The following is a 22000-nucleotide window of genomic DNA, read 5'->3' as shown; positions in this document are numbered from 1 at the left end:
GGGTAATGAACATTACGCGCCACGCCCGCGCAGTCGTCGCGACTAGGGGCTCAAACGGCGAAAGGAATGGCCGTCGGTCGTACGGCCGACGCTTACCGGGAGACGTTGACGTTGACGTTCTTCGCCTGCGTGTACTCCTTGATCGCCTCGGTCCCCTGTTCTCGACCGATGCCGCTCTCCTTGAACCCGCCGAAGGGGGTCTGCGGGAAGGTCTGGGGGTACTCGTTGATGCTGACCATCCCGTAGTCGAGGCGCGCGGCCGCGTCGTGGGCCGTGTCGATGTCCGAGGTCCAGACGCCCGCGCTCAGGCCGAACGGGGAGTCGTTCGCGATCTCCAGGGCCTCCTCGTAGTCCGAGAACTCGATGACCGAGAGGACCGGACCGAAGATCTCCTCGCGGGCGATGGTCATGTCGTTGGTCACGTCGGTGAAGACGGTCGGCTCGATGAAGTACCCCTGCTCCTTGTCTTCGGGGACGCCGCCGCCGGCCGCGAGCGTCGCGCCCTCCTCGACGCCGGTCTCGATGTACTCGAGGACCTCGTCGCGGTGCTCCGCGCTCACGGCCGGCCCCATCCGCCCGTCGTCGTCGATGCCGCTGCCGAGCGGCGTGTTCTCGGCGCGCTGGACGACCTGGTCGACGACCTCGTCGCTGACAGCTTCGTGGACGAGCAACCGGGAGCCCGCCCAGCACATCTGTCCGCAGTTCATGAAGATGCCGTAGTGGACGCCGTTGATGGCCGCGTCGAGGTCCGCGTCGGGGAAGACGATGTTCGGCCCCTTGCCGCCGAGTTCGAGCGTGACGCCCGTGACGTTGTCCGCGGCCTCGGACATGATGTGCTTGCCGACGCCGGTGCTGCCGGTGAAGGCGACGTGGTCGACGGCGCTCTCGTTGACCAGCGCGTTACCCGCACCCGAGCCGGTCCCGGGAATCACGTTGAGGACGCCGTCGGGGAGTCCCGCCGCTTCGGCGGCCTTCGCGTAGTACAGCGCCGACAGCGGCGTCGTGTTCGACGGCTTCAGCACCGCCGTGTTCCCACAGGCGAGCGCGGGCGCGAGGCTGCGGCCAGCCAGCTGGAAGGGGTAGTTCCACGGCGCGATGTGGGCGGTGACGCCGAGCGGTTCCTGCAGGGTGTAGTCGAGCCGGTTTCCGGGCACTGGGATCGTCTCGCCGGTCAGCTTGTCCGCCCAGCCGGCGTAGTAGCGGAAGGTGTCGACGACCATCTCGACGTCGAGGCCCGCCTCGAACGGGGTCTTCCCGTTGTCGTGGGACTCGACGAGGATGATTTCGTCGGACAGCGCTTCGATCTCGTCCGCCATGGCGTCGAGGAGCGCCCCGCGTTCGCTCGGGGCCATCTCGCGCCACTCCGATCCGCGCTCCGCGGCGGCGTCGGCCGCCGTCACCGCGCGGCTGACGTCCTCGCCGGAGGCACAGGCTACTGTCGCGTACGTTTCTTCCGTCGCAGGGTCGAGCGTGGCGATCGTCTCGCCGTCTGCGGCGGGCGTCCATTCACCGTCGATATACAAGTCTGTTGGGCCGTCGTAGCTCACACTCGAAACACTCTTTCGTGATATTTATATTTTGTCACTGGCGCAACTCAACGGAACTCGGGTCGCTCGTCGTTGCGGAACGCCTCGACACCGGTCTCGTGAGCGTCGCTGCCGTACGCGAGCGTCTGGAGGTGGGCCTCTCTGTCGAGGGCGTCACGGAACGGCCGCCCGATGTTCTCGTGGAGGCCGCGCTTCGTCAGCCCGAGCGTCTCGGTCGGTTTGGCATCGAGCGTCGTCAGCAGTTCGTCGACCGACTCGTCGAGGTCGGCGCCGGGGACGGCGCGGTTGATCAGGTCCATCTCCGCGGCCTCCTCGGCGTCGAAGAGGCGTCCCGTCATCGTCAGTTCCTTCGCCGTCCGAAGCCCCACCAGCGCGGGCAGGAGGACCGTCCCGCCCGAGTCCGGAATCAGGCCGACGTTGGCGAACACTTCGCCGAACCGGGCCTCGGCCTCGGCGTACGCGAAGTCGCACGCCGCGGCGATGTTCGTCCCGGCCCCGACGGCGTCGCCGTTGACCTTCGCGATCACCGGGAAGGGGGCTGTCAGCAGCGTTTCGACGACGGCGTTGAGCGTCGACTGCACGCGTTCGTAGGCCTCGCCGGGGGTCTCGTCGCGCTCGGCCATCGCGTCGATGTCCCCGCCAGCACAGAACGCGTCGCCGTCGCCGGTAATGACCGCCGCCCGGGCGTCCTCGCGCTCGGCCGTCTCCAGGGCGTCGACGAGTTCGTGTGCCGCAGCGACGGTAAAGGAGTTCTTCGTCTCCGGACGGTCGAAGGAAATCGTGTGGACGCGGTCGGCTGTCTCGACTCGAACCATATCCGACGTGATTCCCGGAGCGACATAAAACCAGTCGGGCCGAGACGTTTAATAGCCCAGTCGCGCACGCTCCGTAGTGTGCGAACTATCGAGTCACACGACGTACGGTTCGGTGAACTCGCGGGGCCGCTGGTCCACGGAGCGCGGTTCTTCGACTGGGAGCTGATCTCGACGCAGGTCGTCACCGAGGCGTTCGGCCACGCGTTCGAAGACATCGTCGACGCCGGCGGCATCCCCTACGCGCCCGTCGTCGCCGCGACGACGGTGTATCGCTATCCAGGGTTCCGGGATACGGTGACCGTCGAAACGACGCCGACATCTGTCGGCGAGAGCAGCGTCGAACTGTGCTACGAGATGACGGACGACGACGGTGACCGTCTCGCGACGGGACGACTGACGCACGTCACAATCGCGCCGGAGGGCGGGGCGGGGCCTCTCCCCGAGGACACCAGGATGCGATTTCGCGAGGCGCTCGACGAGACCGCTCCCGAGGTCGGGCCGCGCGGAGCGGACGGCGGCGGTGAGTTGCCGAACTTCTCGGCGTCGTTCGACGTCCGCAGCCCCCACATCGAGTGCTCCGAGCTCGCGTACTTCGAGGAGTATCCGCGCTTCGCCGACGTCGCCCTCGAACGCTTCCTCGAATCGAGGGAGGCGAGTCCCGACGCGACGAGCGGGGGCTGCAACCCGTTCCGCCTGCGCGACTGGCGCTGGGAGTTCGTCTCCCCCGTGGAGTACGAGTCGACGCTCACCGTCGAGTCGGACGTTCGGGCCGTCACCGAGGAGACGCTCCGAATCGGACACCGGTTCGAGAGTGACGGCAGCGTCCGCATCGAGGGCGTCACCGAGTACGGGTGTTTCGACGAGTCGGGAGCCCCGACTTCGATCGCGCCACAACTGCGCTCGCTGTTCACCGGCGAGTGAGTCGGCAGCCGTACCCCCGCACCTTATAGTCGCTCATCATCATCTACTGTGTATGACCGATGCGTACATCATGGGCGCTGGACAGTCAGACTTCGGATCGTTCCCCGATGAGTCGTACCGGTCGCTGTTCGACGACGCGTTCGACGAAGCGGTCGCGAGCGTCGACGGCGACTTCGACACCGACAGCATCGACGAGGCGTTCCTCGGGACGCTCGGCGTCGGCGGGCGACAACTGGGACTGAGCGGTCCGGCCGTAACAGAACACCTCGGCCTTCACGGGATACCGACGACGCGCGTCGAGAACGCGTGTGCGGCCTCCGGATACGCGCTCCGACAGGCCGTGATGGCGGTTCGCTCCGGCATGGCGGACGTCGCCCTCGCCGGCGGCTACGAGGTGATGACCGACATGAGCGGCGACCACACGAAGTGGTGGCTCGGCGTCAGCGGCGAGACGGAGTGGGAACGCCTCTCCGGGACGACGTTCGCCGGCGTCTACGCGCAGATGGCGAGCGCCTACATGCGCGAGTACGGGGCGACGAAGGAGGATATCTCGCGGGTCGCGGTCAAGAACCACGCCAACGGGGCGCAGAACCCCCACGCCCAGCTCGGTTTCGAGTGCTCGCTGGAGGACGCGATGAACGCGCCAGACGTGGCCGCGCCGCTGAACCTCTATCACTGCTGTCCGACGACGGACGGCGCGAGCGCCGCGCTCGTCGCGAGCGAGGAGGTCGCACGCGAACTCTCGGACGCGCCGGTCCGCGTCGCGGGTGCCGGCGCGGCGAGCGGTCGGGTGGGCCTGTTCCAGCGCGAGTCCCTGACGGGCATTCCCGCGTCGGAGACGGCCGCCCAGCGCGCGTACGACGAGGCCGGCATCGAGCCGGACGACCTCGACTTCGCGGAGGTCCACGACTGCTTCGCCATCGCCGAACTCGCCGCCTACGAGGACCTCGGACTCTGCGACCGCGGCGAGGCGCCCCGCCTCCTCCGCGAGGGCGTCACCGACCCGGACGGTGACCTCCCCGTGAACACGTCCGGCGGCCTGAAGTCGAAGGGACATCCCATCGGCGCGACGGGGACCGGACAGGCCGTCGAGGCGTTCTCGCAGCTCCGGGGCGACGCCCACGTGCAGGTCGACGGGGCGAACGTCGGGCTCACGCACAACGTCGGCGGCTCGGGCGGCGGCGTGACGGTCCACGTCTTCGAGCGGGCCGACGGAGGTGCGCGATGAGTTCGGACCGCGGTATCGTCGCCACCGGTGCGTTCGTCCCGCGTCTGCGCCTCGACGGCGACGAAATCGAAGCCGCGTGGGGCACGTCCGCACCGGTCGCGCGAGCGGCCGTGCCGGCGGCCGACGAAGACGCGCTCACCATGGCGGTCGCGGCGGGACGCGACGCCATCGCGTCGAGCCGCTTCGAAGCGAGCGCGGTCGATCACCTCGCCATCGGGACCACGACGCCGCCGCTCGAAGAGGAGGAGTTCGGTCCCCGCGCCCTCGCGGCCCTCGGACTCGAATCGGACAGCACGCTCGCGACGGCGACCCAGAGCACCGTGGCCGGGGCGGACGCGGTCCTCTCGGCTGCCCGTGCGGACGGTCCGGCCCTCGCTGTCGTGGCCGACGCGCCCGCCGGCGACCCCGGCGAGGCGGGCCAGCGGGTCGGCGCGGGAGCCGCCGCGTTCCTGTTCGCGGCTGACGGTGCCGTCGTCCTGACCGACGCGGCGACCCGCTCCCGTGACGCACCGGGAATCCGGTTCCGCGAGTCCGGGTCCGAGACCGTCGACGGCCTGGATATCACGACCTACGAGCGAGAGACGATCAGGGACCTCGTCGCGGGGGCCGTCGACGCGCTCGATGTGCCCGCGGACGCCGTCGCCGCTGTGGCGCTCCACCAGCCCACGGCCGACATCCCCCATCGCATCGCCAAAGCGTTGCCCTACGACGCCGAGGCCGTCACGCGCGGGACGCTGGTCGACGAGGTCGGCGACGCCGGCGCGGCGACGTCGGCGCTCGGCCTGCTGGCTGCGCTCGACGCGAGTGACCCCTCGTCACACGTCGTCGCCGGATGCTTCGGCAGCGGGGCGTCCGCGACGGCGCTGGCCTTCGAGGTTCGAGACCCCATCCGGACAGGCCTCTCCGCGGCGCTCGACGGGGGCGTCGACGTCCCGTACGCGCAGGCGCTACGCGAGCGCGGTACGATCGGTGAAACCGAAGTCGCCGGCGGCGGCGCACACGTGAGCCTCCCCTCGTGGCAGCGGTCGATCCCGCAGCGGTACCGCCTGGAAGCCGGCCGGTGTCCCGACTGCGGCGCGGTCGCGTTCCCGCCCGAGGGGGCCTGTCCGGACTGTCACGAACGGGTGACGTTCGAGTCCGTCTCGCTCCCGCGCTCCGGCGAGATCGTCGCCGCGACCGTCATCGGACAGGGCGGCGCGCCGCCGGAGTTCGTCCCCCAGCAGCGCCGTGACGGTCCCTTCGGTGTCGCCATCGTCGAAGCGTCGGCGGCGGGCGACTCGGCGCGGTTCCCCGTCCAGCTGACAGACTGCGACCTGGACGAGGTGTCCGTCGGTGACCGCGTCGAAGCGCGGTTCCGCAGAATCTACAGCGTCGAGGGCGTCACGCGGTACGGGCTGAAGTTCGCCCCCGAATGACCGGGAGAGCCGCTCACTCGAAGCCGAAGCTGTCCCACATCTCCGCGACGGTTTGCCGGACGGCTTCTGGATAGGAGGTCTCGTACGTGACGCGGGGAGCGATGTACTCCTCGTCCCAGCGCGGGTCCCACGACGCGTTGATGAAGAGCCGCGACCCGGGCGTCCCGTCGGTTCGGTACCGCGGGGCCGTCGCCGCGGGCGCGCTCGGTTCGCTGAACACCCAGTCCTGTGAGGGATGCGCTTTCACCCAGATGTCGTCGAGCGGCCGCGAGAGGTCGGCCGCCGACGTGTTTTCGTCCAGGATGAGCACCTTATCGAAGAGGTTCGAGAACGAGAACAGCGTGTTCGCCAACTGCCACTCGAACCCCGCGTACAGGATCTCCGACGCGACGACGCACATGCCCAGACACGTCTCGGCCGGGAGCCGAATCCATTCGGCGGGTTCGATGCCCCAGTAGTTGTTCACGCGGTAGCTCAGCCGCGCCGCTTCGGCGATGCCGACGAGGTGGATGTCGTCAGCGAACGGCGCGCCGAGGGGCACGACCGGGACTCGCGGGTCCTCGCGGTGAGCGACGGTGTCAACGACGAGGTCGACGACCGCCGTCTCCATCGCCCGCTCCCACATCGACTCCGACTCGGGTGCCTCCTCCTCGGATCCCGCTTCCGAGACGGTCCCGGTCACCACCACCTCCGAGGTCGCCGGAACGATCCGCCCGTCGCGCGTCGCGACCGGGACGGCCGCCGATCGAGTGCTCGGGCGCATGCTCCCGGTCTGGGTCCGGTCGAGCCAGTGCAGTAGCGTGTTCGTCGTCGCGGCCGCCGGGACGCCGAGACAGAGCGACGCCGTCTCCGCCGAGGGAGCGAGACCGTCCGCCGGAACGACGGCCCGGAGCCGATTCGGACCACGGACGGTCCCGCGGGCCGGGAGCCACTGCGTCGCCTCGCCGTCGTCGACCGCGAGCAGTCCGAGCGTGAACGCCGGTGGCGCCCCGGGTTCCAGCGGGGGCAGACCCAGGTCGTAGCAGTTCGCCGCCGTCTCGTCTGCGTGCAGTTCGTCTGTCGTCGGGTCGGTGGTCGCTGCGAGGGGACCGGCGACGTGGTCGACCACGCGTCCGTACGTCGAATCGGCGTCCAGCCCGCGAGCGAGCGCAAGTCGTTTCCACGGCTTCTCCCGATACTGTGTCGCCTGTTCGGGGCCGGCGAGCGTCCCGGACACGGGCGTCAGGAGACCGTCGGTGTCGCGAAAGCGCACCGCCGGCCCGTTACAGCGCAGCGCCTCGGCCGCCACTGCAGCGACGTCCTCGTTCCTGACGCGCTCCTCGACCGTCAGGAGGTCGTCCGCGTCGTCGAGCGCCGCCACACTGTCACGAAACGAGCGCGCGTCGGTCATCGGCGCTCACCACTCGGGTCGACCGGGGCCGTGTCGAGCGTCGCGTCGGACAGTCCGGCGTCTCTGAGAAGCTCCCGTGCGCGTTCGCGACGCTCGCTGTCGCCGACCCGCGACCCGCTCCGGAGCGGTTCTCCCTCGGGCCGGGTCGCGTCGATGTACGTCTTCGCGGTCTTCGCCTTCGAGGTCCCCATCTGCACGTCCCCCTTCTCCTCGGGCGTCTGGTAGATGTTGAGCGGGACTTTCGGCATCGACTCCGCCCCGAACTGGTGGAAGTCCGTGTCGGGGTCGGCGTACAGCGACACCGCTTCGAGCACGGCGCGCTGGTCGAACGGGTCGACGTCCGCGTCGACGAAGACGAAGAAGTCCACGTGGAGCATCCCCCACGTCGTGAAGATGAAGTTCGCGAGTTCGTGGAGGGAATCGGGCCGCGTCGTCTCCGTCGAGACGACGTAGACGGTCCGCGGCGTGAAGGGCCAGGGGGCGAGCTTCTCCACGTCGAACCCGGCCGCGCGGAGCCCGAGCGTCGCGTCGGGGCCGACGCACGCGACCTCCATGGACGAGGTGGTGTTGTGGGCGTACCCGACCTCGGACCACTCGACGCGGAAGGGGATGAACGGCCGCTCGCGGTGGCTCACCGCGTCGATCTCCAGCACCGGCATCGACCGACGCGGCCCGTGCATGTAGCCGAAGTAATCGCCGTACGGGCCCTCGTCGAGGCGACTGTTCGGCAGGATGCGTCCCTCCAGGACGATCTCCGCGGTCGCCGGCACGAGGAGATCGTTCGTCTCGCACTCGACGAGCTCGACCGGTGCGCGCTTGAGGCCGCCCGCGAACTCCGCCTCGTTCCGTCCCGTCGGGATCCACATTATCGAAACGCACTCGACGGCCGGTTCCGCGCCGATCGTGATGGCGACCGGCATCGGTTCGTCGTGGCGCTCGTACTTGTAGTAGTAGATGTTCGGGGTCTGCTCGCCCGCGAGCAGGAGGACGCTCGCGCGCGTGTTGTCGTGGAGCATCGCCCGGTGTGAAGACCAGTCGGTCCACTCCGTGTCCCGGTCGTCGGCGATGAGCGTGTGGAGATTCGAATAGCGGCCGCCGTCGCCGACGTGGAGGAACGGCCACGGGAACGAGAGGAGGTCGACGTCGCCGCCCGTTCTGACGACCTCTTTACACGGCGCGTCGTCGCCGTCGACGACCGTCGGCTCGATGGGCGACCGAACGCGGTCGATGATCTCCTCGTAGTAGTCGTCGGTCGTCCGGGCGTCGGTCACCCCGAGCGCCATCGCGATGCGCTCCCAGGGCTGGCGGCGCGGTCCGCGGTACGGGTCCCCGACGAGCCGAGCGTCCGTGCCGTCGCTCACGTCCTCGAACACCGGAATCTGGGCGTCCCGTTCGTTGGCACGCATCGTGACTGCACCGGCTTCGAGGTTCCACGAGATGCGCTCGTCGATCCGATTGCACGCGTCTCGTTCCTCGAGTCGGTCGAGGTAGTCACGGAAACTGTCGACGGCTTCCGTCGCCCCGGCGGTCATCGGTTCTCACCGAACGAGGTCGACATCTCGTCGCGGAGCTGCTCGGCCTTCGCGTCCAGATAGGCGTCCAGGAGTTCGGGGTAGGTGTCCTGCATGTACGCGTTGATGATGGTCCGGACGGCGTCCGAAACCGACTCGAACTCCCCGACCGCGACGAGATACTGCAACAGCGCGCGAGCGTCCTCCGACCGGGCGTTGATGACGTTCGATTCTCTGCGGCTGTACTCGATACAGTCGCGGAGTATCTCGTCGTCGATGTCGTTGAGATCCGGGTTCGATTCCAGGATCTCGATGTGCCAGTCTTCCTTGATGTTCTCGTGTGGCCCGCGGACCACGGTCAGGGGCTCCGGGTCGTCGAGGTCGGTCGCGGACCGGGACACGCGTGCCCGCGTCACGAAGATTTCCTTGGTGTTCGTATCTGTCACTTGCAGACGGATCTCACCGTCGGTGTCTTCCGGCAGGTTTTCTTCGGCAGTACTGTATTGTGTCATAGTGAAAGGCCATGGAACCGAGTCTCTGGGTCTAAAACGGTGTAAACAACGGTAGTATATATAATTAATGTTCAATCGTTTATGATCGCCGCCACCGGCGTTTACGCCCGCCGAGAACCGGTCTGCGCCGCACGGACGGTCGTCACCTCACGACCGTCGGTAGGTGATGGGCCGGTCTGCGACCCGAGTCACGCGCCCCGAGTGTTCGGCGTGAGCGAGGTGTGCGGCGGCCTCGCCCGCGCCCATCTTCGCGTGGATTCCGGACATCTCGCCGAACAGCGTCCGTGCGACCGACCACGGGGTCGCCGTCCCGGTCGCCGGTAACGCCTCGACTGCGGCGTCGACGCGCTCTCGGTGGTGGCGACGGATGACCTCGATACGGTCGTCGAGCGAGACGGTCGAGCCGTGTCCCGGGCGCGCTTCGCGGTCTACGTCCAGGCCGCTGAGTCGGTCGAGCATCCGGAGATACTGGTCGAGCGGGTTCTCCGCGGCGGTTCGGGTATCGCTTCCCCCGACGTTCGGCGTGTACATCGGCAGGACCGCGTCACCGACGTACAGCGTCCGTTCGTCCCGGACCGCGAGATGGCCGCACGTGTGGCCGGGCGTGTGCAGGAGTTCGAGGCCGGCGACGCGGTCCCCGTCGGCGTGCCCGATCACGGGCACGGTATCCGGTATCGGCGACGGGGTGTCGCTCTCGCGCACCTCGCTGACCACGGACTCGGGCGCGCCCCACCGGTCGAGCATCTCGGCGTCGCGCTCGACGCGGCGGTGTCGCTCCGCGCCGTAGTCTCGGATCAGCGGGGCGTCCCGCTCGTGCATGTGCAGGTCGGCGTCGGCGGCTGCGGCCAATCTCGGCGCGTTGCCGGCGTGGTCCGCGTGCCAGTGCGTGAGAACGACGTCCTCGACGTCGCCGAGATCGAGACCGTTGGCTTCCAGCCCGCTCCGGAGCGTGCCCCACGCGTCCTCGCCCGGCGGACCGGGATCGACGACGACGCCGCGGTCCTGAAAGACGTACGTGCTGTTCTCGCCTTCCGGGCTGCCGTGTGGGTGTGCGATGCGAAACGCGTTCATTCGAGGCCGAACAGCTCCGCTGCGGTCCCGTAGAGGATTCGGTCGATGGCCTCGTCCGGGAGGTCGAGCGATCGGACCTCGGCCACGTTCTCACCGATGTCGGGGACCATCGGTCCCGGCCAGTCGCTTCCGAACAGCGTCTGGTCCGCGACCGCTTCCAGTCGCGGGAAGTGCTCCGGGAGGTTCGACGGCGGGATGGACGACACGTCGAAGTAGACGTTGTCGTGACGGCGGAGCAGAAACCACGCCTCGTCGGTGTACATCGGCCGGCCGCCGTGAGCCATGACGATGTCCAGGTCGGGGAAGTCGACCGCCACGTCGTCGAGCGGCATCGGGTCGGCGAGGCGAGAGCGCGCACCGGGGAAGATGCTCGTTCCCGTGTGGACCATCACCGGAATGTCGGCCGCGGCACAGCGCTCGTAGAGGCTGCGGAGGCCGTCGAGCCCTCGATAGCCGGGCTCGTCGAGGTAGTCGTTCGCCTGCACGTTCTGATGCGGCGGGTGGATCTTGATACCGTCGAGGTCGAGGTCGTCGATCGCGCGGTCGAGGACCGCGTCCGGGTCGTCCGCCTCGTTCGGGTCGAAGCCGCCGAAAGCGAGGACGCGGTCGGGCGCGGCGTCGCGGAACGAGGCCGCCCACTCGTTCACGTCGTGCGTGTAGCCCAGAATCGGCGTCACGTAGTTGATGATCGCCGCGCGCTCGATGCCCTGCTCGTCGAGGTACGAGACGAACTTCTCCGGGTGTCTCGCCAGGTCGACCTTCTTCTCGAAGCCGTGGCCGTGTTCGCGCAGGAGCGCCAGCGCGTCGTCGTCCAGCCGCCAGAACGGATTCATGTGGACGTGCGCGTCGATGACGCGACCGTCTCCGGTGGTAGCAGCCGAGCTATCGGTCATGGTTTTCAGGTGGGTGGAAATCGCCTTATACCTGCTGGTCCGATCGACAGCGTCGTTCGGATTACGGTTCTCGTACGTGGATCGAGATCGCGACGTCGCCCGTCCGCGGGTCGAGATCGTCGAACTCGACGCTGAGCGGCGTGTCACACGAGGGGCAGTCGATCGCGACGCGGAGGGCCCCGTCCTCGATGCTGTCGGGCAGGCCGTCGTCGTCTTCGAGCGGGTCGCTGCATACCGGGCACTGTGGGGTATCGAACGTCATCGCGTCGCTCACGATAACGGGCGGGGGTCCAATAAACCACCGGCTCTGCGGTCACTCGAAGCGGTCCGTCTCCCTGTAGTCGCGGCCGAGTTCGACGTAGTGTTCGTGGACCATGGCGATCTCCTCGCGCTGTGTATCGCTCAGCGGGCGGGTCTCGGCGGGAACGCCGTAGGCCAGATGACCGTCGGGAACCGTCTGTCCCTGTCTCACGAGGCTGCCCGCCGCCACGAGGCAGTTCGAACCGACCGTCGCGCCGCGCAGCACCGCGCTGTTGATGCCGACGAGCGAGTGTTCGCCGACGGTCGCGTAGTCGACGGTCACGCTGTGGCCGATCGACACCCGGTCTTCGAGGGTCGCCCCGTGGAGCATCGAGAACTCCTGGACGTTACACTCGTCACCGACGGACGTCGGCATTTCGTCGTCGTCGCCCCGGAGGCAGGTGAACGGCCAGACGCTGCTCCGTTCTCCGACCGTCACGTCGCCGATGAGCGCAGACTGCTTCGAGACGAACGCGGATTCCGCTACCGCAGGTGACTTCCCGTAGATTGGTTCCTGCACAAGTCGACTCTAACGGGCCAGCCACATTGCTCTTCCGTCGATAGTGCCGGCAGGTCCGGGGTTCGCTGCGGCGAGCGACGGACCCCCCGGAGTATTAACACTTATGTCGTCGCCTGTACCGTCGATACATATGCGGGTAACCGTACTAGGCGCTGGAACCATGGGCCATGGTATCACACAGGTGAGCGCGATGGCCGGACACGACGTGACGCTTCGTGACGTCGACGACGAACAGATCGAGAACGGGATCGACTCCATCCGGTCCAATCTGGACGGCGGCATCGAACGCGGAAAGGTCACCGAGACCGAGAGACGCGAGACGCTCGACCGGATCACCGGCGAGACAGACCTCAACGCCGCGGTCGAGGGAGCGGAACTGCTCGTCGAAGCGGTCCCGGAGAAGGTCGATCTCAAGAAAAGCGTCCTCTCGGAGGCCGAGGCGGCCGTCGACGAGGGCGTCGTCCTCGCGACGAACACCTCGTCGCTCTCGGTGACCGAACTGGCGAGCGCGCTCGAACATCCCGAGCGGTTCGTCGGGCTCCACTTCTTCAATCCGGTCCACATCATGTCGCTCGTCGAGACAGTCGTCGCGGAGCGGACGAGCGACCGGACCCGCGAGTTCGCGGAGGACTACGTCGCCAGCATCGACAAGACGCCGGTCGTCGTCCGCGACACGCCGGGGTTCGCCTCCTCGCGGCTCGGCGTCGCCCTCGGCGTCGAGGCGATCCGGATGGTCGAGGAGGGCGTCGCCTCGCCGGAGGACATCGACGCGGCGATGGAACTGGGCTACAATCACCCCGTCGGCCCGCTCGAACTCACGGACATGGTGGGACTGGACGTGCGCCTCGACATCCTCGAGTACCTGCGCGAGGAACTCGGCGAGCGGTTCAAGCCACCGCAGTTGCTGAAGCGGAAAGTCCGCGCCGGCAAGACCGGGCAGAAGTCCGGCGAGGGGTTCTACGTCTGGGAGGACGGCGAAGCCGTCGCGACGAGCGGCGAGTGGGGTGACCGATGACCGAGGTGACGGCGGCGGCCCTGGACGACGAGTACGAGACGGTCCGCGTCGAGCGCGACGGCGACGGCATCGCCACGGTCGCCATCGACCGACCGGACGCGCGGAACGCCTTGAACGCCGCCGTCCGGGATGAGCTGACGACGGTCCTGCACGCGATCGAGGAGTCAGACGCCCGCGTGGCCGTCCTCACGGGATCGGCGGAGTGTAACGCCTTCGTCGCCGGCGCCGACGTGAGCGAACTCCGCGAGCGGGACATGCTCGAACAGCGGCGAGCGAGCGAGCGACCGCGCGTGTACGAGACCGTGGCGGACCTCGGGACGCCGGTCGTCGCCCGTATCAACGGACACGCGCTCGGCGGCGGCCTCGAACTGGCGATGGCGTGTGACATCCGAGTGGCCCAGCGCGGGGGCAAACTCGGGCAGCCGGAGATCAATCTCGGCATCATCCCGGGCGGCGGCGGGACCCAGCGGCTCCCGCGACTCGTCGGCGAGGGCCAGGCGATGAAGCTGATCCTCACCGGCGACCTCATCGGTGCCGAGGAGGCCCGCGACATCGGACTCGTCGACGAGGTGAGCGACCCGGACGACCTCGACGAGGCGGTTGCGACCATCACCGAGTCCATCGCCGCAAAGAGCCCCGTCGCACTCCAGTACGCGAAAGAGAGCGTCCGTGCGGCGTCGCGAATGGACCTCGAGAGCGGCATCGACTACGAGGCGGAACTGTTCGCACAGCTGTTCGCGACGGAGGACAAAAACGAGGGCATCGACGCATTCTTCGAGGAGAGAGAACCGAAGTGGAATGGCCGCTAAGTCGTGTGAAAGCGTCGTGCAGTTCGATACCGAGTGGAATTGACTTGTGACACAGGTCGTACCAAACTGACAGCGTCCGTAGCAAAATACGACAATTTTATATGGTAATTCACTCATGCATAAGCTACAGGAACGGTATACGTACCATCTGCCAAGTAAATCAGCCCCCTCGGAAAGAGTCGAGCCCAGCTCTGGAGTAATCGCCACACCCCGATACGCTGGTACCGTATCGTGCCTCTGTCCCAGTACGGTCCTACCGTTCCTGATTCCCGAGGGCTGTGACGCGTCGCGGTCGGATCCGTCCCATCGGATCTCCGCGTCCCGATGATTTATGATGGTGTGTCCGCATCTCTTATAAAGACGGTAGTAAATGACAGCCATCATGACAGGCGATGGGCCGACCGTCCGGATCTCGGCGACGGATCCGGAACGGGCCCTCTCTGAAACGAACGCGGCACCCGACGGCGTCTTCGTCGTCGGATCGACGGGCGCGCAGGCACTCGAACCACTCGTCGCGGTGACCCGCGAGGGCCGGACCGCGTTCCACGCGCGGTGCTCGCCCGAGCGCGTCGCCGAACTCTGTGCGCGCGCCGACAGCCCCGAAGCGGCGCAGTCCGGCGGGTCCGACGCCGTCGTCGACCACGACCCCGAGACGGCCCGGCTTCCGGTACCGGAGTTACCAGGCCTCGGCGCGGGCGAGCGCACCGTGCTCGGAGCCTGCGGCTGGCGACGACCGACGAGCGTAGCGGACCACGAAGCCGCGGGCGGGTTCGGAGCCCCGGGCCCGACGGCGGTTCTCGAAGCCGGGGAGTCCCTCCGCGGGCGAGGCTGGGGCGACCTGTGTCAGGACGAGTCGGTCGCCGACACGTGGGAGGCGGTCCGCGACACGGACGGAGACGCCGCTGTCGTCGTGAACGGTCACGGAACCGCTTCGGACGCGCTCTTACTCGCGAGCGCGCCCTTCGAGGTTCTCGACGGCGCCGCCGCCGTCGCCCGGACCGTCGATGCCGACCGAATCGTCGTGTACGCGTCTGACGACGACGAGCACGCGGTCGAGACTGTCCGCGAAGCCGCCGAGACGTACCCCGAGCCGCCGGCCGCCATCGACGTGGTCACTGGCCCCGCGGAGTACAGGGCCGCCGAGCCGACGATGAGCATCGAGGCCATCGAGGGGAACCACCGTCTGGAGGCTCGACTCCGGCCGCCCGGGCCGGAGGAAGCGGGACTCCACGGACGGCCGACGCTCGTCCACACCCCCCGAACGCTCGCCCACCTCGCGGTGGCGCTCAGGCGGGACGAGTCTCCCGGGACGCGCGTGCTGACCGTGGCGGGCGACGTTGCCGCGCCCGTGACGGTCGAACTCTCCGAGACAGCCACCCTGTCCGAGGCCGTCGACGCGGCCGACCTGACCGGGGATTTCAAGGCCGCCTGTGTCGGCGGGCAGTTCGGCGGCGTGACCCGCGAGACGGACGTCACACTCGATCCCGCCGCGCTCGCGGACGCGGACCTGGGGACCGAGGGGTCCGTTCGCGTCCTCGCTGACGACCGCTGTATCGTCGAGTTCGTGGGTCGCCAGGCCCGGTTCGCGTCCGAGGAGAACTGCGGCCGCTGCGTGCCGTGTCGCGAGGGAACGACGCAGCTCGCGGAACTCCTTCGAGACATCTACGGCGGGGACTACGACCGCGACGGCATCGAGGAACTGATCCGCGTCATGGACACGTCGAGCATCTGCGCGTTCGGGGTCCGGGCCGGCCGGCCGACGCGAACCGCGATGTCGGCGTTCGGGTCCGAGTTCGAGGCCCACGCCGACGGACGGTGTCCGGCGGGAAGCTGTATCGAAGCACTGGAGGCGTCATAACATGAGTTCGGAACCACACGAGACCGCAGAGGCACCGCCGCTGACAGAAGAGATCGCACCGGGGACGGCCTCCGACCCGCCCGTCGGGGGCGACGGACCCGCGACCGTGACGGTCGACGGCACCGAGGTATCGGTCGGAGCGGACGCGACGCTCATCGACGCCATCGAGGGCGTCGAGACCGAGGAGTCGGTCCCCGCCCTGTGTCACTACGGGCGCGAGGACATCGGCCCCCGGAGCGAGTGCCGCACCTGCATGGTCGAGACCGACGCCCACGGCGTCGTGCCGGCCTGTAGCTTCCCCGCCGAGGACGGGCTGACCGTTCGGACCGACGCCGGAGCCGCGTCGGAAGCCCGGGACGTGAACCTCGATCTGGTCCTGTCGGACCACAATCTCCGGTGTACGACCTGCGGGAAGAACGGCCGCTGTGAGCTACAGGACGCCGCCATCGAACAGGAGGTCGAGGAGCCGCGCTACGGCGTCCTCGACGACCGCGGCGAGTACGAACCGCTCGACGACACCTCGTCGTTCATCCAGATCGACCGCAACAAGTGCATCCTCTGTAACCGCTGTGTCGACGCCTGTAACGACGTGCAGGTCGAGGGCGTCCTCCGGATGGAGGGGTCGGGACAGGACACCCGGATCGGGTTCCAGAGCGACGTCGACACGATGGAGGACTCGACCTGCGTCTCCTGCGGTCACTGCGCGACCGTCTGTCCCACCGGGTCGCTCGTCGAGAAGGGCATCGAGGACGCCACGACGATCCCGCTCCCGGGCTTCAATCAGAAGAACAGCGTCGGGACGGCCTACGAGAGTTCGGGGAAGAGCAAAGGGCCGATGACGCCGAAGAAACGCGAGAAGCGAGCGACGACCGACCCGTCGCCGAGTGACGACGCGACCGAGACCGGCGTCTGGGACGACGACGGGGCCAGCGGGGGTGACTGGCCGTGAGCGACGACCTCGACGGGGTCGCGGGCTACATGCAGCGAGCCAAGCAGCAGGCGCTCAAGAACGTCGAGCACGTCGCCGAGGGCGTGGCCGCCGAGACGCTGCCCGAGGGGAAACTGTTCGAGATCGCCCAGTCCATCGGCGACAAGCGCCTGGAGGAGCTGAACGTCGAGGACACCACCTGCGGGTACTGCGCCGTCGGGTGTCGGTTCGACCTCTACTCCGACGGCGAGGAGATACTTGCGGCCCGACCGACGGCCGAGGAGGACGCCCCGGTCAACGGCATCTCGACCTGCGTGAAGGGGAAGTTCAGCTACGATTTCGTCAACTCGGACGACCGGCTGACATCGCCCTTGGTCCGCGACGAAAACGGGGCGTTCCGCGAAGCGACGTGGGACGAGGCGCTCTCACGCGTCGCCGAGGGCCTCGGTGCGATCAAGGACGAACACGGCGGAGAGGCGCTGTCGGTGATCGCCTCGTCGAAGGCGACCAACGAGGACAACTACCTGATGGGGAAGTTCGCCCGACAGGTGCTCGGAACCAACAGCGTCGACAACTGCAACCGGCTGTGTCACTCCTCGACGGTCGCCGGCCTCGCCCGGACCTACGGCTACGGCGCCGCGTCGATCACCACCGAAGACCTCGAACTCGCCGACTGCATCCTCTTGACGGGGTCGAACACGACGGAGGCCCACCCGGTGCTCGCGACGCGAATCAAGCAGAACGTCCGCGACGGGGCCGACCTGCTGGTGTTCGACCCCCGTGAGGTGCAGATCGCCGAGTACGCGACGCAGTACAGCCGAGTCAAGCCCGGCTACGACGCGGTCTGGATAAACGGCATCACCCGCTACATCGTCAATAACGACCTCCACGACGAGTCGTTCGTCGCCGAGCGGACGACCGGATTCGAGGACGTGAAGGAAGCCGTCCAGGAGTTCACGCCGGAGCGAGTGGAGGAAGTGACCGGCGTTCCGCCGGAGGAGATCGCCGCCGCGGCGGAGACCGTCGCAGCGGCCGACGCCTGCGTGTTCGGCTGGACGCTCGGGCTGACCGAGCACTCCCACGGGACCGAGAACGTCATGGCGATGGCGAACCTCGCGGCGATCACCGGCAACCTCGGCAAGCCGGGCGCGGGCGTCTCGCCGTTCCGCGGCCAGAACAACGTCCAGGGCGGTGGCGGCGACATGGGACCGCTTCCCGACAACTTCCCCGGCTATCAGGACATCGCCGACGACGAGATCCGCGCGAAGTTCGAGGACGCCTGGGACTGCGACATCTCTCCCGAGTACGGCTACTACACGACCCAGATGTTCCTCGCGGCCGACGACGACGACGTTCGCGGGATGTACATCATCGGGGAGAACGCCGCGCTCTCGGAACCGGGCGTCAACCACGCCGAAGACGTGCTGCGAGACCTCGAGTTCCTCGTCGTCCAGGACCTCTTCGTCAACGAGACGGCTCAGTACGCCGACGTGGTTCTGCCGGCGTGTTCGTTCGTCGAGAAGACGGGGACGTTCACCAACACCGACCGAACGGTCCAGATGGTCAAACAGGTCATGGAACCCAAGGGCGACTCCCGGCCCGACTGGAAGATTTTGCAGGACCTCGCCAACCGGATGGGGCGGGAGTGGGACTACGATTCGAGTGCCGAGATCATGGAGGAAGTGAGTTCGCTCACGCCGCTGTACGGCGGTGTGAGCCACGAGCGCGTCGACGGAGAAGGCGGACTCCAGTGGCCCTGCTGGGACGAGGACCACCCGGGGACTGAGCGCCTCTACACCGAGGCGTTCAACACCGAGAACGGGAAGGCGGACCTCCAGGCCGTCGGGTACAGCGAACCGGCGGAGATCCCCGACGAGCGGTACCCGTTCACGCTCACGACCGGGCGCGTCCTCTACCAGTACCACACGGGGACGATGACCAACCGCGAAGCGGGTATCCGACAGTACTCGCCGAACAACTTCGTCGAGATCCACCCCGAGACGGCCGCAGAGCTCGGCGTCGAGAGCGGCGAGCTGGTCACGATCGAGTCCCGAAACGGGGAGATAGCCGTTCCCGCGCAGGTCACCGACCGCGTCGGGCCGGAGAACCTCTTCGTCCCGATCCACTTCGCCGATAGCGCCGTCAACCGACTGACCGACGAGGAGCACCTCGACCCGGCCGCGGCGACGCCGGAGTTCAAGGTGTCGGCCGTGCGCGTCAGACCCTACGAGGGAAAGGCAGAGACGATGGCGTCATTCGACGGCGAAGTCGCCGGGGGGGCCGACTGAGATGGCCGAACCACAGGAGAGGTACCCGGAGTCGGCCACGCACGGCGGCCGCGAGCAAACAACGGACGAAGACGGCGAGGCGGCGCTCCGTGAAGCCCTCGCGGCACACGGCTCGGACATCGCTGACATCGTCGAGCGCACCGACGAGCTAGACGACGCGCTCACGACGGCGATACTGATCGCCGCCGCGGCCGACGAGGACGAGCTCGACCACATCACGGCCTCGACGACGAACCTCGTGGAGGCGGTCGACGGGCTCTCGACTGAAGACGCGGCCGCGCTGGCCACCGCCGTCGGCGAGAACGCGGACGACCTATCGGCCTCGCTGGATTCGGTCCTCGAACTCCAGCGCGAGGGGCAGCTCGACGACCTAGTGACCGTCGCCGCCGCCTTCTCGGAGTCGCTCTCCCCCGCGGAGGTCGAGGAACTGTCCACGATGCTCGAATCGAACGGGACCGAAATCGTCGAGGCGATGGACCTGATCCTCGAGCTTCAGCGCGAGGGCCATCTCGAATCGCTCGTCGACCTCGCGAAAACGCTCTCGACGCTCGAAATCGACGAGGACGCGGCCCGGGGGCTGAACGACCTCCTCGGCGCAGTCGGCGAGGCGAGACGCGAATCCGAGCCGGTCGGGCTGCTCGGCGCGCTCAGGCGACTCGGCGGCCGCGACGCTCGTGCCGGCCTCGGCTTCGTCATCACTGTCCTGAAGGCACAGGGTCGCCGACTGAGGAACGACGACAGCTAGGATGACCGACGACACGTCCGCTGAAACGGGAACGGTGTGCCCGCTCTGTGGCGTCGGCTGTCGCCTGCGGACGGGGTCCGACGAGACGCGCGCACGGGGCGTCGCCGCACCGGCGAATCCGAACGGGCGGCTCTGTGAGAGCGGTGCGGGCGCCTTCGACGTGGCCGACGAGCGACTCACGGAGCCGATCGTCCGTCGCGGCGGCGATCGGCACGTCGTCTCGTGGGAGACGGCGTACGATCGCGTCGTCGAGCAGTTCGAGGCGGTCGTCGACGCACACGGCCCCGACGCGCTCGCCTTCCTCGGTGCGCCACACTGTACCAACGAGGAGAACTACCTGCTACAGAAGCTCGCGCGGACGCTCGGGACGAACAACGTCGACAACCGCGCCCGGCACTGCCACAGTACGACCGCGCGAGCGCTCTCCGAACGGGTCGGGTATCCGGCGACGACGAACGCCCTCGAAGACCTCCTCGAGGCGGATGTCATCATCGCGGCCGGAGCGAACCCCGCCGAGCGCCAGCCGGTCGCCTTCAATAGCTTCGTCAGGCCCGCCGTCAACGACGGAGCGACGCTCGTCCACGTCGACCCGGTCGGAAACCGGACGACGCGCTTGGCCGACGTGCATCTCGCGCCACGGCCGGATACGGACGCGATCGTGTTCGATCTGTTGAGTACGTCCGTCCTCGAGCGCGGCGGCGTCGACGACTCGTTCGTCAGTACCCGGACGCGGGGCTTCGAGGAGTTCGCGGCCGCGCTGGGAGAGTTTGACCAAGAGCGCGCGGCGACCGTCGCCGGCGTCGACAGCGAGCGGGTCCAGCGCGTCGGCGAGGCGGTCGCGAGTGCCGACCGCGTCGCGGCCCTCGTGGGGACCGGTGTCGAAGGGACAGAGGGACGACCGAACGCGCCGGCGGCGCTCCTCAATCTGTTGTTGCTGACAGGGAACATCGGTCGCCGCGGGACCGGACTGTACGTTCTCCGAGGGCTCGTCAACGAGCAGGGGGCCACCGATGTCGGATGCGTGCCCGACCGACTCCCCGGTCACCAGTCGGTGACCGACGACGGGGCACGGGCTCGAATCGCCGCGGAGTGGGGAGTCGAACCGCCCTCGACGCCGGGAAGGAGTGGGTCCGAACTGCTCTCTTCGTTCGGTGACGATATCCGCGGCGCGCTGATCGTCGGTGAGAACCCAGCCATCTCGAAGCGGGACCGAGAGTGGATTCGCCAGCGGCTCGACGCACTCGACGTGCTCGTCGTGCTCGATCTCGCGCCGAGCGCGACGACGCGGCACGCTGACGTGGTGCTCCCGGTCGCGGCCGGCGTCGAGAAGGCCGGGACCGTTACCAACCTCGAACGCCGGGTCCAACGACTGCGTCCCGGCGCGACACCGCCGGGTTCGTCCCGGTCAGACGCCGCTATTCTCGCGGGCCTCGGACAGCGGTTCTTCGAGGGAAAAGGCCACTTCGAGTACGCGGGCATCGACGAGGTGTTCGACGAACTGACCCGGGTCGCACCCACGCTCGAAGGACTATCGTTCGCAGCGGTCGGCGACGAGGGACGACAGTGGCCGACCGACGACGACAGCGTTCTGTATCGCGATACCTTCGCAACCGCCGACGGACTCGCTGCGTTCGGAACCACACAGCCGATTGGGGAATCCAATCGGCAAGGCGGCCTCGAACTGGTTACCGGCGGCCGTACGAGCGAGTTCTACGGCAACCCGCGACCCGACCACCACCTGCTCCGAATCCACCCGGTTGACGCGAATGAGCGGAGTATCGAATCGGGTGACACAGTTGTCGTCTCGACTGATACTGCCGCAGTCGAGACGACTGCAGACCTAGATGCCGATACACGTCGGGGAACGGTGTACCTCCACGCTTCGGTCGCTGACCCGATCCTGCGAGACGACGGCTCTTCTGTTACGGTCAGTCCGGCAGCATCACCGATGACGACCGATGGCTGAGATCTTGCTCTCCTACTAGATTAACAATTAATAGTAGGGGATCGGCAATATATGTAGATGGATGCTCGCTTCTACAATTATGAATGCGATTTTCATTGCGTTTTTGTATTGTATGGTCGTAGTAATGCACTATGTGTATTAAATAGTCATAATATACGTCTTTTCTCGGATATTTGTTGATACCTGTTATTGTACAGTGCTTCCCATGCCAGTGAGAGTTCGATAACAAGTACCGATATTACGGACTAGTTTGATAGTTAACCAGCCC

19 protein-coding genes are annotated in these 22000 nt (G+C 67.6%); 10 read left to right on the top strand and 9 right to left on the bottom strand.

The annotated features are described in order from the left end of the window. Positions 1–92 precede the first annotated feature (92 nt). Both GM656_RS14835 and GM656_RS14830 read right to left on the bottom strand, forming a co-directional pair. Positions 93–1547, bottom strand: a complete 1455-nt coding sequence (locus tag GM656_RS14835; RefSeq protein ID WP_162414457.1) for an aldehyde dehydrogenase family protein — start codon at positions 1545–1547, stop codon at positions 93–95. A 47-nt stretch (positions 1548–1594) separates the two neighbouring features. After that, positions 1595–2362, bottom strand: a complete 768-nt coding sequence (locus GM656_RS14830; RefSeq protein ID WP_162414456.1) for an enoyl-CoA hydratase/isomerase family protein — start codon at positions 2360–2362, stop codon at positions 1595–1597. 78 nt (positions 2363–2440) lie between these two features. On the opposite strand from GM656_RS14830, the gene GM656_RS14825 reads away from it, so the two are divergent. The 3 genes from GM656_RS14825 to GM656_RS14815 are packed head-to-tail and all read left to right on the top strand — an operon-like array spanning position 2441 to position 5926. After that, complete coding sequence (locus tag GM656_RS14825) at positions 2441–3283, top strand: acyl-CoA thioesterase (protein ID WP_162414455.1); 843 nt, start codon at positions 2441–2443, stop codon at positions 3281–3283. Positions 3284–3335: 52 nt separating this feature from the next. Then, on the top strand, positions 3336–4511 hold the full coding sequence (locus GM656_RS14820; RefSeq protein WP_162414454.1) for a thiolase domain-containing protein: 1176 nt from the start codon (positions 3336–3338) through the stop codon (positions 4509–4511). Continuing rightward, a complete protein-coding gene (locus GM656_RS14815) occupies positions 4508–5926 on the top strand; it encodes a zinc ribbon domain-containing protein (protein WP_162414453.1) in 1419 nt (472 codons plus the stop codon). The genes GM656_RS14820 and GM656_RS14815 overlap by 4 nt, the downstream gene beginning before the upstream one ends. A gap of 13 nt (positions 5927–5939) precedes the next feature. On the opposite strand, the gene GM656_RS14810 is transcribed toward GM656_RS14815, so the two are convergent. From GM656_RS14810 to GM656_RS14780, 7 genes are all read right to left on the bottom strand, one after another. Further along, complete coding sequence (locus GM656_RS14810; RefSeq protein ID WP_162414452.1) at positions 5940–7316, bottom strand: UbiD family decarboxylase; 1377 nt, start codon at positions 7314–7316, stop codon at positions 5940–5942. After that, on the bottom strand, positions 7313–8848 hold the full coding sequence (locus GM656_RS14805; RefSeq protein ID WP_162414451.1) for a UbiD family decarboxylase: 1536 nt from the start codon (positions 8846–8848) through the stop codon (positions 7313–7315). Before GM656_RS14805 ends, GM656_RS14810 begins: the two co-directional genes overlap by 4 nt. Then, a complete protein-coding gene (locus tag GM656_RS14800) occupies positions 8845–9273 on the bottom strand; it encodes a hypothetical protein (protein ID WP_206673717.1) in 429 nt (142 codons plus the stop codon). Before GM656_RS14800 ends, GM656_RS14805 begins: the two co-directional genes overlap by 4 nt. A gap of 213 nt (positions 9274–9486) precedes the next feature. Next, positions 9487–10410 (bottom strand): MBL fold metallo-hydrolase, encoded by a 924-nt coding sequence (locus GM656_RS14795; protein WP_162414449.1) that lies wholly within the window; start codon positions 10408–10410, stop codon positions 9487–9489. Beyond that, on the bottom strand, positions 10407–11303 hold the full coding sequence (locus GM656_RS14790) for an amidohydrolase family protein (RefSeq protein ID WP_162414448.1): 897 nt from the start codon (positions 11301–11303) through the stop codon (positions 10407–10409). Before GM656_RS14790 ends, GM656_RS14795 begins: the two co-directional genes overlap by 4 nt. A 61-nt stretch (positions 11304–11364) precedes the next feature. Then, positions 11365–11565 carry a hypothetical protein gene (locus GM656_RS14785; RefSeq protein WP_162414447.1) on the bottom strand — a complete coding sequence of 67 codons (201 nt, stop codon included), beginning with the start codon at positions 11563–11565 and terminating at the stop codon, positions 11365–11367. 51 nt (positions 11566–11616) lie between these two features. Beyond that, positions 11617–12123, bottom strand: a complete 507-nt coding sequence (locus tag GM656_RS14780) for a gamma carbonic anhydrase family protein (protein WP_162414446.1) — start codon at positions 12121–12123, stop codon at positions 11617–11619. 130 nt (positions 12124–12253) lie between these two features. On the opposite strand from GM656_RS14780, the gene GM656_RS14775 reads away from it, so the two are divergent. The 7 genes from GM656_RS14775 to GM656_RS14745 all read left to right on the top strand — a co-directional run bounded on the left by GM656_RS14775 (position 12254) and on the right by GM656_RS14745 (position 21732). Further along, positions 12254–13138: a 3-hydroxyacyl-CoA dehydrogenase family protein gene (locus GM656_RS14775; RefSeq protein WP_162414445.1), complete on the top strand. Its 885-nt coding sequence runs from the start codon at positions 12254–12256 to the stop codon at positions 13136–13138. Continuing rightward, positions 13135–13947, top strand: a complete 813-nt coding sequence (locus GM656_RS14770; RefSeq protein ID WP_162414444.1) for an enoyl-CoA hydratase/isomerase family protein — start codon at positions 13135–13137, stop codon at positions 13945–13947. Before GM656_RS14775 ends, GM656_RS14770 begins: the two co-directional genes overlap by 4 nt. Before the next feature lie 382 nt (positions 13948–14329). Beyond that, complete coding sequence (locus GM656_RS14765; protein ID WP_206673716.1) at positions 14330–15805, top strand: NADH-ubiquinone oxidoreductase-F iron-sulfur binding region domain-containing protein; 1476 nt, start codon at positions 14330–14332, stop codon at positions 15803–15805. A 1-nt stretch (position 15806) separates the two neighbouring features. Beyond that, the gene (locus tag GM656_RS14760; RefSeq protein WP_162414442.1) at positions 15807–16754 is read left to right on the top strand and encodes a 2Fe-2S iron-sulfur cluster-binding protein; all 948 of its coding nucleotides are present in this window, start codon (positions 15807–15809) and stop codon (positions 16752–16754) included. A gap of 29 nt (positions 16755–16783) precedes the next feature. Further along, complete coding sequence (fdhF, locus tag GM656_RS14755; protein WP_174242991.1) at positions 16784–19021, top strand: formate dehydrogenase subunit alpha; 2238 nt, start codon at positions 16784–16786, stop codon at positions 19019–19021. Position 19022: 1 nt separating this feature from the next. Then, the gene (locus tag GM656_RS14750) at positions 19023–19766 is read left to right on the top strand and encodes a DUF1641 domain-containing protein (protein WP_162414441.1); all 744 of its coding nucleotides are present in this window, start codon (positions 19023–19025) and stop codon (positions 19764–19766) included. Position 19767: 1 nt separating this feature from the next. Beyond that, positions 19768–21732 carry a molybdopterin oxidoreductase family protein gene (locus tag GM656_RS14745; protein ID WP_162414440.1) on the top strand — a complete coding sequence of 655 codons (1965 nt, stop codon included), beginning with the start codon at positions 19768–19770 and terminating at the stop codon, positions 21730–21732. Positions 21733–22000 lie beyond the last annotated feature (268 nt).

Origin of the sequence: Haloarcula salina, from assembly GCF_010119195.1 — an archaeon.
GTDB lineage: Archaea > Halobacteriota > Halobacteria > Halobacteriales > Haloarculaceae > Haloarcula > Haloarcula salina.
Note: the sequence above shows the minus strand (reverse complement) of the source record. Positions and strands in the feature narration are given on the sequence as shown.

Excerpts from the sequence above, each read along its gene's own strand:
- GM656_RS14745 (WP_162414440.1), top strand. The coding sequence starts at position 19,768 with ATGACCGACGACACGTCCGCTGAAACGGGAACGGTGTGCCCGCTCTGT.
- fdhF (WP_174242991.1), top strand. The coding sequence starts at position 16,784 with ATGCAGCGAGCCAAGCAGCAGGCGCTCAAGAACGTCGAGCACGTCGCC.
- GM656_RS14830 (WP_162414456.1), bottom strand. The coding sequence starts at position 2,362 with ATGGTTCGAGTCGAGACAGCCGACCGCGTCCACACGATTTCCTTCGAC.
- GM656_RS14820 (WP_162414454.1), top strand. The coding sequence starts at position 3,336 with ATGACCGATGCGTACATCATGGGCGCTGGACAGTCAGACTTCGGATCG.
- GM656_RS14790 (WP_162414448.1), bottom strand. The coding sequence starts at position 11,303 with ATGACCGATAGCTCGGCTGCTACCACCGGAGACGGTCGCGTCATCGAC.
- GM656_RS14785 (WP_162414447.1), bottom strand. The coding sequence starts at position 11,565 with ATGACGTTCGATACCCCACAGTGCCCGGTATGCAGCGACCCGCTCGAA.
- GM656_RS14810 (WP_162414452.1), bottom strand. The coding sequence starts at position 7,316 with ATGACCGACGCGCGCTCGTTTCGTGACAGTGTGGCGGCGCTCGACGAC.
- GM656_RS14750 (WP_162414441.1), top strand. The coding sequence starts at position 19,023 with ATGGCCGAACCACAGGAGAGGTACCCGGAGTCGGCCACGCACGGCGGC.
- GM656_RS14760 (WP_162414442.1), top strand. The coding sequence starts at position 15,807 with ATGAGTTCGGAACCACACGAGACCGCAGAGGCACCGCCGCTGACAGAA.
- GM656_RS14775 (WP_162414445.1), top strand. The coding sequence starts at position 12,254 with ATGCGGGTAACCGTACTAGGCGCTGGAACCATGGGCCATGGTATCACA.
- GM656_RS14815 (WP_162414453.1), top strand. The coding sequence starts at position 4,508 with ATGAGTTCGGACCGCGGTATCGTCGCCACCGGTGCGTTCGTCCCGCGT.
- GM656_RS14795 (WP_162414449.1), bottom strand. The coding sequence starts at position 10,410 with ATGAACGCGTTTCGCATCGCACACCCACACGGCAGCCCGGAAGGCGAG.
- GM656_RS14770 (WP_162414444.1), top strand. The coding sequence starts at position 13,135 with ATGACCGAGGTGACGGCGGCGGCCCTGGACGACGAGTACGAGACGGTC.
- GM656_RS14765 (WP_206673716.1), top strand. The coding sequence starts at position 14,330 with ATGACAGGCGATGGGCCGACCGTCCGGATCTCGGCGACGGATCCGGAA.
- GM656_RS14805 (WP_162414451.1), bottom strand. The coding sequence starts at position 8,848 with ATGACCGCCGGGGCGACGGAAGCCGTCGACAGTTTCCGTGACTACCTC.